This is a genomic window from Alteromonas sp. KUL42, assembly GCF_006538325.1.
Classification (GTDB): Bacteria; Pseudomonadota; Gammaproteobacteria; order Enterobacterales; family Alteromonadaceae; genus Alteromonas.
Map to the genome: position 1 here is coordinate 25,950 of NZ_BJKK01000014.1, position 16,092 is coordinate 42,041.

At 42.9% G+C, this 16,092-nt stretch carries 14 protein-coding genes and 1 pseudogene; 9 read left to right on the top strand and 6 right to left on the bottom strand.

From position 1 onward, the window contains the following. Positions 1-33 precede the first annotated feature (33 nt). The 4 genes from dbpA to EYR97_RS16570 all read right to left on the bottom strand — a co-directional run bounded on the left by dbpA (position 34) and on the right by EYR97_RS16570 (position 4,404). Positions 34-1,413, bottom strand: coding sequence for an ATP-dependent RNA helicase DbpA (dbpA, locus tag EYR97_RS16555; RefSeq protein ID WP_131094771.1), 1,380 nt, complete (start codon positions 1,411-1,413; stop codon positions 34-36). Then, positions 1,413-2,732, bottom strand: coding sequence for an ABC transporter substrate-binding protein (locus EYR97_RS16560; RefSeq protein WP_131094772.1), 1,320 nt, complete (start codon positions 2,730-2,732; stop codon positions 1,413-1,415). Before EYR97_RS16560 ends, dbpA begins: the two co-directional genes overlap by 1 nt. Next, complete coding sequence (gene pyrC / locus EYR97_RS16565) at positions 2,699-3,748, bottom strand: dihydroorotase (RefSeq protein ID WP_131094773.1); 1,050 nt, start codon at positions 3,746-3,748, stop codon at positions 2,699-2,701. Before pyrC ends, EYR97_RS16560 begins: the two co-directional genes overlap by 34 nt. 110 nt (positions 3,749-3,858) lie before the next feature. Then, positions 3,859-4,404: a lipocalin family protein gene (locus EYR97_RS16570; RefSeq protein ID WP_131094774.1), complete on the bottom strand. Its 546-nt coding sequence runs from the start codon at positions 4,402-4,404 to the stop codon at positions 3,859-3,861. Between the two features lie 142 nt (positions 4,405-4,546). Between EYR97_RS16570 and EYR97_RS16575 the strand changes: the two genes are divergently transcribed. Together EYR97_RS16575 and EYR97_RS16580 are read left to right on the top strand one after the other, a co-directional pair. Next, positions 4,547-5,497, top strand: coding sequence for an aldo/keto reductase family oxidoreductase (locus EYR97_RS16575; protein ID WP_131094775.1), 951 nt, complete (start codon positions 4,547-4,549; stop codon positions 5,495-5,497). Positions 5,498-5,583: 86 nt separating this feature from the next. Further along, positions 5,584-5,970 carry a VOC family protein gene (locus tag EYR97_RS16580; protein ID WP_131094776.1) on the top strand — a complete coding sequence of 129 codons (387 nt, stop codon included), beginning with the start codon at positions 5,584-5,586 and terminating at the stop codon, positions 5,968-5,970. Here EYR97_RS16580 and EYR97_RS16585 read toward each other — a convergent pair. Next, a complete protein-coding gene (locus tag EYR97_RS16585; protein WP_131094777.1) occupies positions 5,967-6,788 on the bottom strand; it encodes a mechanosensitive ion channel family protein in 822 nt (273 codons plus the stop codon). The two genes, EYR97_RS16580 and EYR97_RS16585, sit on opposite strands and share 4 nt — an antisense overlap. A gap of 340 nt (positions 6,789-7,128) precedes the next feature. On the opposite strand from EYR97_RS16585, the pseudogene EYR97_RS16590 reads away from it, so the two are divergent. Both EYR97_RS16590 and EYR97_RS16595 read left to right on the top strand, forming a co-directional pair. Continuing rightward, a pseudogene (locus EYR97_RS16590) lies at positions 7,129-9,079 on the top strand (amylosucrase). A 301-nt stretch (positions 9,080-9,380) separates the two neighbouring features. Beyond that, positions 9,381-9,590, top strand: a complete 210-nt coding sequence (locus EYR97_RS16595; RefSeq protein WP_131094778.1) for a hypothetical protein — start codon at positions 9,381-9,383, stop codon at positions 9,588-9,590. Positions 9,591-9,690: 100 nt separating this feature from the next. Here EYR97_RS16595 and folE read toward each other — a convergent pair whose 3' ends face one another. Continuing rightward, positions 9,691-10,374 (bottom strand): GTP cyclohydrolase I FolE, encoded by a 684-nt coding sequence (folE, locus tag EYR97_RS16600; RefSeq protein WP_131094779.1) that lies wholly within the window; start codon positions 10,372-10,374, stop codon positions 9,691-9,693. 178 nt (positions 10,375-10,552) lie between these two features. Between folE and folM the strand changes: the two genes are divergently transcribed. The 5 genes from folM to EYR97_RS16625 all read left to right on the top strand — a co-directional run bounded on the left by folM (position 10,553) and on the right by EYR97_RS16625 (position 16,063). Further along, positions 10,553-11,260, top strand: coding sequence for a dihydromonapterin reductase (gene folM, locus EYR97_RS16605; RefSeq protein ID WP_131094780.1), 708 nt, complete (start codon positions 10,553-10,555; stop codon positions 11,258-11,260). A gap of 120 nt (positions 11,261-11,380) precedes the next feature. Continuing rightward, positions 11,381-11,929, top strand: coding sequence for a hypothetical protein (locus tag EYR97_RS16610; protein WP_131094781.1), 549 nt, complete (start codon positions 11,381-11,383; stop codon positions 11,927-11,929). Between the two features lie 4 nt (positions 11,930-11,933). After that, the gene (locus EYR97_RS16615) at positions 11,934-13,970 is read left to right on the top strand and encodes a S9 family peptidase (protein ID WP_131094782.1); all 2,037 of its coding nucleotides are present in this window, start codon (positions 11,934-11,936) and stop codon (positions 13,968-13,970) included. A 148-nt stretch (positions 13,971-14,118) separates the two neighbouring features. After that, positions 14,119-15,183 (top strand): agmatine deiminase family protein, encoded by a 1,065-nt coding sequence (locus EYR97_RS16620; RefSeq protein ID WP_131094783.1) that lies wholly within the window; start codon positions 14,119-14,121, stop codon positions 15,181-15,183. After that, the gene (locus tag EYR97_RS16625; RefSeq protein ID WP_131094784.1) at positions 15,170-16,063 is read left to right on the top strand and encodes a carbon-nitrogen hydrolase; all 894 of its coding nucleotides are present in this window, start codon (positions 15,170-15,172) and stop codon (positions 16,061-16,063) included. Before EYR97_RS16620 ends, EYR97_RS16625 begins: the two co-directional genes overlap by 14 nt. Positions 16,064-16,092: the final 29 nt, after the last annotated feature.

Here is a 16,092-nt window from a genome sequence, read left to right on the forward strand (position 1 = left end):
ATTATCCCTTGGGTTTACACGTAAAGGAGTGGGCTAAAGCTTTTTTGCTCTAACTCTTTTACCCTTAATTTTTCCTTCGCGAAATTGTGACATGGCCCGCTTAACACTGCGCGCTTTCACCGCTACAAAGCTCATACTGTTTTGAACCGCAATTTTCCCAACATCATCACCAGGAATGCCGGCATCTTTGGTAAGCGCACCAACGAGATCACCAGGACGCAACTTTTCCTTCTTGCCAGCACTGAGTGAAATACAAGTATACTCTGGTTGGGTGATTTTGTTTTTGTGAAAGCGTAAACTTTGCGCGCCTTTTAATGGAATATCACTTTCTTGCAGCACTTCTATTTTACGCAAGAAGTGCTCTTCTTCTTCACTCACTAACGTAATTGCCATTCCTTGGGCGCCAGCGCGCGCAGTTCGTCCAATTCGATGAATGTGAGTTTCAGGCTCTTCACTGACGGTATAGTTAATAACACAGGCTACGTCGTCAATATCCAATCCTCGCGCAGCAACATCAGTGGCAACCAATACCTGTAACGCATCACTAGCAAATTGCATCAATACGGCTGTTCTGGCGTGCTGTTCCATATCACCTTGTAGACCTGCAGCACTAAACCCTTCCTCCACTAACTCCTCTACCACTTCCGTTACTTGTACTTTGCGATTACAAAAGACAATGGCATTTTTAGGCTGATAATGAGTCAATACAGCCTTTAGAGCTTGTATACGGGTATGAGCTAGCACATTGTACCCAAGTTGAGTAATAGCAGGTTTGCTATCTTGCGACTCAACTTTGAACGTCAGTGGGTTGCAAAGGTACTGTTTTGCAATGCGCTCAATGGTTTCTGTAAAGGTCGCTGAAAATAGAAGCGTTTGGACACTTTTTGGCGTTTGTCCGAAAATAATGCGCAAGTCATCCTCAAAGCCCATATCTAACATGCGATCAGCTTCATCTAGCACGCGAATTTTTACTTGGCTGAGATCTATTCTGCGCTTCTCAACATGGTCCATCACTCGCCCTGGCGTACCTACGATGATATGCGGGCTATGCTTAAGCGACTGAATTTGCGGCCCCATAGGTTTACCGCCGCATAACGTCGTGACTTTAAGGTTACTTATTTGCTTAGCCGCCATTCTAAATTGGTCTGCGACTTGGTCGGCTAGCTCGCGCGTCGGGCACAACACGATAGCCTGTGTAATAAATTCGCTAACTTCCACTTTTTCCAAGGTAGGAATAACAAAGCAAAGGGTTTTACCACTGCCGGTTTGCGCTTGCCCAATAATATCTTTACCCGATATTGAGTCGGGTAAAGACTGCGCCTGGATAGGCGATAATTGATATATTCCTTGCGCGTCTAACGCTTTAACTATGGCGGGATTTATATCTAATTGCTTAACTGTTTCAACTGTCATTAATTTGTGTTCCAAAGGTGTACAACACCATTTTCGGTGTGATGAGCGATACCGTGATCTCTTTCGACCTTTTCGCTCCATGTGGCAAGCTGTTGATTGTACTTTTCACTTTTTCTTACTGTAACGGCTGCTAACTTAAGTTTTTCTAGAACTAGCAAGCATGTGTCTTTCTTTGACAGCGCAAGATACGCCGTCGACACTTCGTATTTACCCGTTAGTTTAATCATCTCGCAATTGAAAACTTTGGGGTCGCATCCAAAATCAACCGCTCCTTGCGATCCAAAGAGGACATCAACTTCCTCTTTAAAAACAGCTTCCACAAGGTCATGCCACGACTCATATGCACGAACATTAAATCCATTGTCTAGGGCGACATTATAGCGATAATCGTTAAGTAGCGTTCCTACTTTATAAGATTTAGGTACGTCATTTAGGCTATCAAAATACGGCTTGTTAATCCCAAATAAGCCATGTAGGTTACGTGAGACAGGGGTAATCCAATGAAATACATCGTCCCTTTCTTCAGTTCTAACCACAGAGAATACCAACACGTTGGACTTGCTCATGGCTTCCTTTGCAATACGCATCCAAGGGGCGGATAAGATATCAGATGGTCTATCAACCTCAAGCAGGATATCTCTTACCAAGTCTGCGGCAATTCCTTCTACTTTTCCGCGCTCGCCCAGCTCAGAAAACAAAGGTATGTGGTCAGCAATAACCCAAAGGTCCGATGTATCTGCATCGAGTTTCCCCACTAAACTGATAGCCCCATAATCAAGCAAAATCTCTGGGTAGTGAGGCAACAATATAGACATTACATCTTCGGCATCGTCTAAGAAGACATTAGTGCTCTTATAGACACTGAGTAATTCACTCAGCTGCTCTGCTAACAAATCGGTACCCTTGGCTTTTTTCAAGGTGACGTATACAACCCCCACTTTAATAGGCTGACTTCCCGAATTAGGTGTACAAGACGAAGGTAGGTTACTACAGTCAAAAGCATAAATGGGGGTTAGCCAATGATAGACATGCTCGTTATCAACAGTCCTTAACACACCAAGAGCCACTTCAACTGCCCCAGAAGAAGGTGACGTTGCTTTTGATTTAATAAGCTTTATCTTGGTAACAGAAATACTGTTTAAGAGAAGGCGCTCAGCGTAATCACTAAGCGCCTTTTGTTGCTCTTGTAAGAGCGCAGGCATTTCAACATTTGCATAGGATAACTCCTTTGCATTCGTATGAGTGCTAACACTGCACAGTACAATAACACTAAGAATTAATGTAACTAAACCGCTTGAAATGCCTCTTGCAGTTTCCATTGTAAAGTTTGCCCCGCATAAAATGGCACCATTTCAGTACCGTCGGCCAGTGTGACTTGATCAGGCACACTCCACTGTTCTTTTACTAAGGTTATTGTAGTCGTATTTCTTGGTAAGCCATAAAAATCAGCACCATAATGACTCGCAAAGCCTTCTAATTTATCAATTGCACCTAATTGCTCGAAAACTTCTGCGTACAATTCAATTGCGGACCATGCACTGTAGCACCCCGCACACCCACAGGCGTTTTCTTTTTTGTGCTTAGCATGCGGTGCAGAATCTGTGCCTAAAAAGAATTTTTTGTTTCCACTTGCAACCATATCTCGTAGCGCTTGCTGATGCGTGTTGCGCTTAAGAACTGGCAAACAATAGTTATGTGGGCGTACACCGCCTACTAACAAATCGTTGCGATTAAGCAAAAGATGCTGAGGAGTAATAGTCGCACCAACATAATCACTGGCTTGCGCCACAAAATTGGCGGCATCAGCGGTCGTAATGTGCTCGAAAACCACTTTAAGTTGAGGGAACGCTTCAACAATTGGGGCTAGATGCGTATCAATAAAGACTTTTTCCCGATCAAAAATATCAATATGGCTTTCTGTTACTTCACCGTGAATTAACAATAATAGTCCATGCTCTTGCATTGCTTGAAACACCGGATATAAAGCTTCAATGCCCTTTACTGCTGCATCTGAATTGGTGGTTGCACCAGCAGGATAAAGCTTACACGCTGTAACACCGGCTGATTTGGCATCTGCAATATCTTGCGGTGTTGTTTGATTAGTCAAAAACAGCGTCATTAGTGGTTCAAAGCTACTTCCCGCTGGGCGCGCCGCCTCAATACGCGATTTGTAAGCTAACGCCATTTCCGCATTCACTACAGGGGGCACTAAATTGGGCATAACAATAGCGCGTTGAAAGCAGCGGGCGGTAGCCGGTACTGTTTCCAGTAACATGTCATTGTCGCGAAAATGAAGATGCCAATCGTCAGGGGTAGTGATGGTAAGCGTATGCATGCCTTAACTCTCTTAATTCTGTTTATACGGCGGGGGTTAGCGTAATAATAACACAATTCAACAACATGACTTAGCTTACCTAAAGTACATTTAAAAAATTATTGAGCAATTTATTGCGTGGTTTCAACAACGTTACCTGTGTGTTCCACCCAAATAAACTTGTTGGTGTCGTAACCAGCTTGCTCTGCAATGGTTATTAGCTTGTCTACCGTCTGTTTAGGTAGTGACGGCGTCCTCGCCAAAATCCACAAGTAGTCCTTATCTGGCCCCGTGATTAATGCATATTCATAATTCTCTTTATCTAGCGCCATAATCACATAGCTGGCGTAGAAAGGACCAAAAAAGGATACCTTCAAATGCCCAGTCGACGAATTGCTGACGAAATACGCTTTGCCCTCAGCTTCATCCCACTCACCTTTTTTCTGTGAATAGCCTTTATTGATAACTCGCACACCACCATCTGCCCGCATACTGTAGGTGGCTGTAACTTCACTTAATCCACGTTCAAAGCTATGGTCAAATCGGGCTATTTCATACCATGTGCCTAAGTATCGAGGCAATTCGAACTCTCCTACAGGCCTAACGTTATCTGGGACACTGGTACAGCTTGAGATTAGCAAGCATATTCCTATGCAGTAAAGCATGGTACTTCGCATTTGGCGCTCCTTAAGTTCATACGTATTCAATGCGTTAGTTGTCGACTGATTGACTGAGTTCGTCTATACAAGGCTTTTAGTTCTGCGTTTTAACAATTATGTTACGCTCTACACACCAAACTCAAAGACATGGAGTATACCTATGCAAGCACACATTCCTCACGCAAGCCGCCTCATTTATGGTTGCATGGGCCTAGGCGGTGGATGGAACAATAGTCCTGCATCGGAAGCTGATACAAATCAAGCTCGCCAGATAATCGATAAGGCCCTAGAGCTTAATATCAATGTCTTTGATCATGCTGACATTTATACTTTTGGAAAAGCAGAAACGGTTTTTGGGCGTGCATTAAAAGCGGCACCGCACCTACGCGAAAGCATGATCATCCAATCAAAATGTGCAATACGCTTTGAGGACGAATTAGGACCAAAACGCTACGACTTTTCAGCAAGCCATATTCAATCATCTGTTGAAGGTATTCTTTCAAGATTGAACATAGAGCAACTCGACATTCTTTTACTGCACCGTCCTGATCCGCTCATGGAGCTAGATGAAGTATCAGAGGTGCTCACAAGACTTCAGCAACAAGGCAAGGTAAAGCATTTAGGCGTATCGAATATGCACGGACACCAAATCAACTACCTTCAATCGGCATTACAAACACCTATTGTTGCTAACCAGCTTGAAATGAGTTTAGCCTTTAGAGACTGGATAGAAGACGGCATCACCACCAATAGTGAGGCTAATAGGAGTATGGGTTATGCACCGGGGACGCTAGAATACTGTATGCTAAACAAGGTACAACTTCAGGCGTGGGGTAGTTTGGCACAGGGCCGCTACACAGGTGCAACAACGGAAAATCAAATCGATGAACAAACAGCAAGTCTTGTATCAAAGCTTGCAGCTGAATACGAAACAACACCCGAAGCCATTGTTCTAGCATGGTTGATGAAGCACCCAGCCAATATTCAACCGGTTTTAGGTACTACAAATTTGGCGCGAATAGAGGCTTGCCAACAGGCTGAAGGCGTCAACTTAACCCGCGAACACTGGTACAAACTCTTCGAAACGGCCCGCGGTCAAGAGATGCCATAACCAATAATACAAAATTTACGTGTTTTTGAGACTAGTTAGGTCTAGTCTCTAGTTACTGGTTAGCGTATTTGCTGTGGAGTATTACTATGTTGAATGGGTTTCATCACGTCGCAATCATTTGTAGTGACTATACGCGCTCAAAAGCTTTTTACACAGATGTCCTCGGGTTTAGCATTATCGATGAGAATTATCGCGAAGCACGTGACTCCTATAAATGCGATCTTGCGCTTCCCGATGGTAGTCAGGTTGAACTTTTTTCGTTTCCAGGTGCACCACCACGCCCATCTCGACCAGAAGCACAGGGCCTGCGTCACCTCGCTTTTAAGGTCGAAAACTTAAATGAAGTGATCGCAACACTTAATAGTAAAGGTGTGAACTGCGAACCTGTGCGAATAGACGAGTACACAGGTAAGCAATTTACTTTCTTTCAAGACCCCGACGGACTTCCTTTGGAGCTTTACGAACAACCTTAAGAACTTTCAAGCATGCGCACTTCGCGCTGAGGAAAGGGAATTTCAACATTTGCTTTTTGTAGCGCGTTGAATATTGCTTGGTTTAGCGCATACCGAGTTTCAAAATGCCGAGTTGTAGGCGCCCACACCCTAACACCGAAATTAATGCTGCTATCGCCAAAATTAGCAATACCTATCGCGGGAGCTTTTTCTGGTGATAACCCTTCAACAGTGCCCACCGCCTCACCAATAATGTCGATGACGTGTTCAACATTACTCGAGTAGGCAACACCCACTTCTAGCTCAATCAACATCTGTTCAGCAGAGTTATGTAAAATCTCTCCAACAATGAGCTTATTCGGTATTTGAATACTTACATTGTCTTCATCAACCAGAATGGTATAGGGCAGCATGACCTTATCTACAACACCCGATACCCCTTGCACACGTATGGTATCACCGACAACAAAAGGGCGTGTGATGATGATGGTGAAACCTGCTGCATAGTTGGCAAGCATTCCTTGAATGGCTAGTCCCGCACCTAAACCTACCGCTCCCACTGCAGCTATAAGAGGAGTAACACTTATACCCACGTTACCCAAAGCAATGATGATAACAATGCCTAATATAACTAACTTACTCGCTCCGCCAGTAAAACGGCTTAAAGTGATATCAATATCCCGTTTCACCATTAGCGTTTCAACAGCAGCGCCTATTTTTGATGCTAACCACCAGCCAATTAAGAAAATGACCAGCGCCCCCATAATTTGGAAACTGTAGGTCACAGCAAATTCAACTAGGGTGTCATAGAGCACTTGAGCTTGTTTTAGATCTTCCATGGTATTTTTGTGAAGTTGTAAGATGTGTAAAGCGAGGATAAACAACAATAGCGCGTTAAACAATCGCTATGCTGTTAAATAGAATCTGGAGTCGAACTTGAAATAAAAGGCTTGATAGCGACGCGTATTTTTGGTCCCAATAAACAAAGTAACTTCGCATTACTTAAGCAGATGACAGCAGAAGATAAATAAGCCATCAAAGACCAACACGCGCTAATTACTTGCAGAAATTTATTTGCTAAAATCACTTAATCGTTTAAGATAAAAGTTAACAAAATTTAAACAAACCGTAAACTCGCTAATTCGACAACGCGAATTACGCAATACGCTGGAGTGATTTATGAGTTATGCTGCTGACAGTAGTGTATGTTTGGACCGTATCTTGGCTTCGACTGATATGTCGGGCCTTACCAAGAAGGATACCGCAATCTTCACTCGCCGATTAAAGGCGCATTTTCCTGCGTTGTTTGAAAAGTATACGTATGTTTATGGTCACCAATACGACTGTTACTTTCATTTACAAAAGCTGGTAGAAGTATTAAGAGACGGGCTAAAAAATCGCAAACCCGCATTAAAGAAACTTGACGAAAGTCGTCTGAAATCTCCATTGTGGTATCGCGACGAAAAACACGTTGGAATGGCGGCTTATGTTGATTTGATGGGCCCTACGCTTAAAGACCTACACGATCGTATTCCGTATTATAAAGCCCTAGGTGTAACATATTTACATTTAATGCCTTTATATGACGCACCTAAAGGCGATAGCGATGGTGGCTATGCGGTAAGTGATTACCGAAAAGTCAATCCGTCGTTAGGTACTATGACCGAGTTAGAGAAACTTGCATCTGCACTTCAAAAAGAAGGCATTAACTTGGTACTTGATTTTGTGTTCAACCACACTTCAGATGAACACCGTTGGGCAAAAAAAGCACTTGCAGGTGATAAGCAATATCAAAATTACTATTACTTATTTGACGACAAAACCATACCCAACCAATACGAACAAACTCTGCGCGAAATATTTCCGCAAGTGCGTCGCGGTAGCTTCACTTACAATGATGTAATGCAAAAGTGGGTATGGACAACGTTCAACAGCTTCCAGTGGGATTTAAATTACAGTAACCCAGAGGTATTTAACGCCATTACATCTGAAATGCTGTTCCTCGCTAATATTGGCTGTGCGGCGTTGCGCTTAGATGCCTTGGCCTTTATCTGGAAGGAAATGGGGACTAATTGTGAGAACCAAGAAAAAGCCCATGTTTTAATTCAAGCATTTAACTGCTGTTTACAAATTGCAGCACCCGCGGTGGTGTTTAAATCGGAAGCCATTGTTCACCCCGATGAAGTGGTTAAATACATCGACAAAGACGAGTGTCAGTTGTCATACAACCCATTATTGATGGCGCTGTTGTGGAACTCGCTTGCTACCCGAAAAACACGATTACTCACTCGCTCTATGAAAAAGAGCTTCCCTATTTCAGATGATTGTACATGGGTAAACTATGTGCGATGCCACGATGACATAGGCTGGACATTTGACGATGCAGTGGCACAAGAACTTGGTATCAACCCGTTTGATCACCGCTTTTTCTTGAATCAATTCTACACTGGCCGTTTCGAAGGTAGCTTTGCTAACGGTGTTCCTTTTGCAGAAAACCCGTCAAATGGCGATTGTCGCGTATGTGGTTCGTTGGCGTCGCTGTGCGGCTTAGAAGGGGCATTGAAATCAAGCGATAGCAATGCCATCGACGAAGCGGTAAAACGCATGCTGTTGCTTTACGGCATTACATTCAGTATTGGCGGAATACCGCTGCTTTACTCAAGCGACGAAATAGCAAAGCTCAATGACTACAGTTATCGCGATGACGAAAGTAAAAAACCATGATGATCGTTGGGTAAATCGCATTGCAGTAACCGCAGAAGACACTTCTCTTGCACTCGCTGAATCTCAAGCGATAACGCTGCAAGAAAAAGCTAGCTTGGCGGTATTTACTGGTTTACAAAAACTGCTCAACATTCGCAAATCTCACCGTGTATTTGGTAATGCATCTACGCAGATATTGGAAACAGGAAATCAACATTGTTTTGCTTTTTTAAGAGAAAACCAAGAAGGCAGCAAGTTGCTGGTGTTAAGTAATTTCAGTGAACACACTCAGCAAGTAAATGGCGAAGTACTTAATGCTATTGCTCACATGCCATGCGTAGATTTAATTACTGATACAACCTATTCTGGCAATGAACCTCTATTGACCTTGCGCCCATATCAGCAACTTTGGCTGGCAGTGCAGTAACTCTAACAATGCGAATATCACTCGGGCCTATGCTCTCATGGAACGCGGTGATATTCGCACTGCTTTACGAAAAAAACCTTCACCACCACGTTATTCTCTAAGTTACCTATATCCATTTACAACTATTAATCCCTTTAGCTCAGATATTTACTGACTTTCTTGCTTATTTTTCATCTGTAGTTTGAAAGAGCAACTATAATAAAAGTGTGGCTAACAAGTTTTTGATGGTCACACAAAAACAGAAAACATTGGCTTACACACATCACATAAGGAAGTGTTGTTTAAGTAAAGGAAAAGCGCTATGCAAGATACCCATGCTTTTGAGTATCGTTGCCCAAGTTGTGGAGCAACGAACCAATTTAATCTTTCACCAATACGCGATATGTACCAAGAGCATCAAGAAGCTTGTGCCTGTTGCAATAAAGCTTTGAGTCTTGTCGCCGCAGACGGCATAGGCGGAAAAATTAACCTGATTATTGACGAAATTGAACCTGACCAACGCATTAAATAAGTGGATTTTTTACTTAGGTAAACATTCTTAATCTGTATCAAGAAACAAAAAACGCACTAAATTGTGCGTTTTTTGGTTTTACGTTCATCAACAGCTTTGGTTAGCGAAAAAACTCTCGTCTCAACTCACTATCAGTGAGAAAACGTCCGCCTAAGGCAGATGTTTTCGTGTATGAATTGGTGTCGCGTATACCTCGAGCTTTAACACAATAATGTGTAGCATTAATAGAGACAGCAACATCATCAGTGTTGGCTAACGTTTGTATAGCGACCAATACCTGTTGTGTTAGGCGCTCTTGAACTTGAGGACGTTGCGCAAAAAAACTCACTAAACGGTTTATTTTTGATAAGCCTATTACGGTGTCCTTAGGGATGTAGGACACGGTTGCAGTGCCATCGATAGTGACAAAATGATGTTCACATGTACTGGTAAGGCTGATATCAGACACTTGTACCGGTTGGTCAATTTGCATCTTGTTTTCAATAGCTGTGATCTTTGGAAACTTGCGATAATCCAACCCGCCAAAAATCTCATCAACGTACATCTTAGCAATACGCGTTGGCGTATCGCACAAACTATCGTCGCTTAAATCCAACCCAAGCGTGTCCATCACATCGCGCATCGCAGAAGCTATACGCTTGCGTTTTTGTTCATCAGAAAGCCCATTACTCACCATAGGTGTTTCCAAACCTGTGGCTTCAAGTGCTGCTTGTACGCGCTGTGCTGGCTCTGAAATTGAGGGGTCTAGTGCATCACGCACAATTACCGCTTCTTTTGCTAACATTACATATTCCGTAGTGACTACGTTTTTTGATCTCATACGCCTTCACAGTCGTTTCAGATCCATTACGCAGAAAAATGACGTTTATTTAATGTCTTATCAAATATCATTATTAGTCATTATTACCTGCTGTGCATTACACACATTTAACTCATCGCTGCAACTACACGAGGAATTCATCTTGGAAAACCCCATTATTATTACGGGCGCAAGCCAACGACTTGGCCTCGCTATGGCAGAGAGTCTTTTGGACAATCACTTTGATGTTATCGTCACATATCGAACTCATCGCCCTGCTCTTTCCATGTTGGTTGAAAAAGGAGCAACGATTGTAAAGGCGGATTTTAGCACTGAGGCGGCTATTGATCGAGCAATTGATGAGATTAAGGCAATCAGTGGAACCTATCGAGCCGTCATCCACAATGCTTCAGATTGGGCACAAGAGAACAGTAGCAACAATAAACATGACCTTATACAACGCATGATGATGGTGCATGCTATTGCTCCATATCGCATAAACCTCGCATTGGAAGGAAAATTATTTAACCCAAACGGCAAGGCCGACATTATTCATATGACCGACTATGTGCAAGAAATTGGGAGTGAAAAACACATGGCCTATGCGGCAAGTAAAGCGGCGCTGCATAATTTAACCCTGTCTTTTGCAAAAAAGTATGCACCGAATGTGAAGGTCAATAGCATTGCCCCTGCGTTACTTATGTTCAACGAAGGCGATGATGACACCTATAAACAAAAGGCGTTAAAAAAGTCACTGTTAGAAACGGTTCCCGGTGCGCAAGAAGCCGTAAGAGCCATGCTTTACTTACTGAAGAGTGAGTATGTAACCGGCCAAACGCTCCACCTCAATGGTGGACGACATTTAAAATAGCTCATAAAAAATAATGCGTTAAGGTTGATTTTACATTTTTCAAATCGTAGTGTGTGCGAAGGAATTCACGCGCACACTATCTGCGCGTGAATAGTGATCAATGCTCAAAGGAATGAAAAAGTGAAAGCTTTATTTATCTTCATACTTCTTGTCTTTTCAAACTCTCTTCTAGCTGAACAACAAGCTATCGAACCTCTCGACGCTGACGAAGGCTATGCCATTATTGCGCTGTACTCTAAAGGTTACACTGAAAGTATCGCCTTAAAGGGTAGCGGATTAACTAACAAGTACACATTTGGACCATTAAATCATTCTCAGCACATCGAGGTTATAAAAATGCCTGCGGGAAGATATACGTGGGACAGAGTATCAGAGCGCACAGGCTCACTGGCTCAAGGCAATTTACTTGAAAGCTACATGGATATTGCCGACTTGGATTTGTCATTTACCATTGAACCAGGAAAGCTCAACTATACAGGGCTATTTATGCTAGAAAGGCTAGGAAGTAAAGCAACAATAAGAGTCCTCAATAGAACTTCAATCATTCTGAAAATTCTAGAGCAAGACTTCCCTCAGTACGCAGAGAAATTCGATATTGTGAACGCACTGTATCCCAACGACCACTACATTGATTTCTACTTAAATCACACCCAAAAAGTAGGAGAGTAATACAATGTCATCTAATAACGTTTTATTAATACTACTGCTTTCTGTGCTGGGTGTTTTTGCTACTTTTACAAACGCAGAAGAATCGCAAGCGGACACTTCGGCCAATACAGATAACACTTCCATAGAAGCGTTTTTTAAAGGCGCTAAATACAAACTTTTTTCTGTTAATCCATCAGGTACTGCCATAGCCTACATTGAACCTAAGAGCGACTCTTACGACCTCATTATTTACGATTTAGTGCGCGGTACTACTGACGACCCCATTACCTTTAAAAGACAGCAAATGCACGTTCAACACAAAAATAAAATTATGTCGTGGGAACAGCATTTTAATTTTATAAAAGAACTGACTTGGCTATCTGACAACTTCATTTCACTGAAGCAATATTCTAATAGACGCTTCCATCGATACGTGATTGTGGAATTTGCTGACCGCTCAAAGGCAGCTAACCCTCCGTTTAGACTGTCTTATATTTCTCAGCCAGGTTACTGGTTGGATACGCTTCCAAATTATCCGAACAAAGCAATTTTTGCGCGCTACGAAAGCGATGATGACTATGACTACTATGTCGATCTTTTTAGTCTAGACTTATCTCAAGAAATTACTGAAGGAGATTTCCGCCGCAAATATAGATTGAATAAAACAGGGCCAGATTTACAACAATGGATCTTCGATGATACAGGGTGGCGCTTAGGTGGCAGTCGTACCGCAAATGGTATTACTGAAATTTTTGCCAGAACAGGCTCGAAACCTCGCAAATATCGATACAAAGAAATGTGGAAAAGCGACAAAGACGACACAGTAAAGGTTGTCGGTGGAAATGCTGATAAGAACGAGCTTTTAGTGCTAACCAACCACAAAAGTGACAAAGTTAACTTGCGCCGCTTCAATACCGAAACGAAACAATTTGAAGAGGTAATATTCGAACATCCCTTTTATGATCTAACCGGTGCCATAAAGCATCCAGAAACCAAAGACGTTATTGGCGTTTCTTTCATTGAGAAAGGCATGGCCAAACAAGTCTATTTTAATGAAGACTATGGTAACCTTACGGCTAGGCTTAAGGAGATTTCCAAGATAGAAGGCGCATACGCAATCGATATGGATGCAACAGGCGATAACATTTTATTTGTTGCCGACGACAGTGCCAACCCTGAAAAGCTATTCGTTTATAATCGCCAACAAGATACGTTCAACCACCTGATTGATTTGTACCCTTGGTTGTCAGAGAAACACTTAAGTAAAACCAAACTATTGAAGTTGAATACCGATGACGGTGTCACGTTAGAAGCATTTCTTACCTTACCTGATGTAGAAAACCCACCTCTTGTGGTTATTCCTCACGGTGGGCCAATTGGCGTTAGCGACTCTCGCCATTATTCAGGCAACATACAAGTGCTTGTTGATGCGGGCTTTGCAACGTTACAAGTAAACTATCGCGGCTCGGCAGGTTATGGTAAATCCTTTAAGCAACAAGGTATGCAACAATGGGGACGCCTAATCGAAGACGATATAGAGCAAGCGCTATCGTACACAAAAGCCCACTATGATATTGATGATGATAACGTGTGTATTGTCGGAGGCAGCTATGGTGGCTATTCAGCCCTTTATAGCGTTATTCGCTCACCAGAGTTATACAAATGCGCAGCCTCTTTTGCCGGTGTAACAGACCTTGCATTACAATTCCAGCGCAGTGATGTACAAGGCGATGACATAATGCGTTTGCTCACTGACATTATTGGTGATCCAAAAACACAGCAAGCACAATTATTTGAATACTCGCCTTTATACCAGTTTAGAAGTATCACCAAACCTGTTTTTCTCGCTCATGGAACCGATGATAATGTCGTGGATATCGAACATTCCTATCGTCTTCATTTTGCTTTAAAAGATAATGATATTGACCATGAATGGATGGTATTTGACGATGTAGGTCACGGCTTTAGATACGTTGATGATGAAGCAAAATATTACAACGCGCTCATCCGTTTCCTAAAAACACACCTAACCGAAAACAACACCGTTGCCAAACGCCAATAGCGGTTGTTCTCACAGCCAGTGATAGCGCTTATACCAAACAAGCGCTATCACTAATCGTCACCGCCAATTAATTTCATCATGGGTTTTCTTGGTAAGGACGTATTGCCTCGTTATAATCACCTCTTTATTGTTCAATTGAGAATTCACTATGCAAGGTAACCGCACGATGGCGCCTGAATGGCATCAAGTTGATGCTGTAATGTTAGCATGGCCACATGCGCAAACTGATTGGTCTCCTTGGTTAGAAGAAGCCAGACAAACTTACCTAAACGTCATTGCAGCGGTTAACCGAAATGATGCAGGGGTGATATTGTTGTGTGCTCCTGACGATGTAGATGACCTTGTTACTCGCTTAGCAGAAAACGCTCGCGTGCTTGTTATACCAGCGTCGTACAACGATACTTGGATGCGTGATTATGGCTTTTTAACGTGTAAGGATAGCGATGGACAAGGTGCCCCTGTTGAATTTCGTTTCAATGGATGGGGTAACAAGTTCGATGCGACTGAAGATAACCTTGCAAACCAACGTTATCTTGCTGCACTTTGCAATGCTGTACTTCGCAGTAGCCCTGTAGTAGCAGAAGGCGGTGCACTTGAAATAGATGAGCATGGTCATTTGCTCAGTACCGCACAATGTTTGTTAAACCCAGAACGCAATGGCGATATGACATTAAGTGCTTACGAAGATGCCTTTAAAGATATGCTTGGGTGTAGCAAAGTAACAGTGTTGCAACACGGCCATTTAGAAGGCGACGATACTGACGGGCATATTGATACTCTAGTTCGATTTACACCGCATCAAGGGTTGGTCATTCAAGCGTGTAACAACCGCCCGCTAGACAGCCATTACGAGGGCTTGAAAGCCCTGTGCGATGAATGTGCATTGGAATTACCAGAGCATCAACAGTTTCATTTACCGTTGCCTTTTATCGAAAATGAAGATGGCGATAGACTTCCGGCATCCTACGCAAACTACTTGATTTGCAATAACGCCATATTGTTACCTGTTTATGGCCAAGAAGAAGATGCTGAAGCCATCGAAATTGTGAAAAAAGCGCATCCAAACCACAGCGTTGAGCCTATCGATTGCAGTGTACTAGTGAAGCAATATGGCAGCTTGCATTGTATTTCTATGCAAGTGCCTACAAATACATTAAAAGAATCAGTTATCACCACCTTAAAGAAAGGAGTGTCATTACATGCGCCCAACTAAGCTAAAAGTTGGTTTGGTACAGCAGTCTGTTGCCGACAACGACAAAGCAACAAACTGGCAAAAAAGTGCCGAGCAGATAGCCAAGTTAGCGGCTGAAGGTTGCGAGTGTATCTTGCTTCAAGAGCTACACAGCACATTGTATTTTTGCCAACAAGAAGACACTGATGCTTTTGATCTTGCCGAGCCAATACCCGGCCCGGCCACAGAATATTTCGGTGCATTGGCAGAAAAGCACAATATTGTGTTAGTGACCTCATTATTTGAAAAACGCGGCTCAGGTTTGTATCACAATACGGCCGTCGTATTTGATAGAAGCAAAGAAATTGCAGGCAAATATCGCAAAATGCATATTCCTGATGATCCTGGCTTCTACGAGAAGTTTTATTTTACACCCGGTGACATGGGCTTTACGCCAATAGAAACCAGCGTTGGAAAGCTTGGCGTACTAGTCTGTTGGGATCAGTGGTATCCAGAAGCCGCTCGCCTAATGGCAATGGCTGGTGCAGACTTATTGTTTTACCCAACGGCTATTGGTTGGGATCTAACTGATACAGACGAAGAACGCGCCCGTCAACACGGTGCTTGGGAAACCATTCAACGTGCACATGCCGTTGCCAATTCAGTACCTGTTATTGTAGCTAACCGAACGGGGTTTGAAGCATCACCTATTGATGGCGACCCAGGTATTCAGTTTTGGGGGCAAAGCTTTGTGGCAGGGCCACAAGGTGAAATATTGGCGAAAGCGGATGCCGACAGTGAAACTACGCTCACTGTAGAGCTAGACATGGAACGTACAGAAAAAGTTAAGCGAATTTGGCCTTATTTCCGCGACCGCAGAATTGATGCCTACGACGACCTTACCAAGCGTTGGCGAGATTAATCAGCTTACTGATGTACAACATAAAAGGC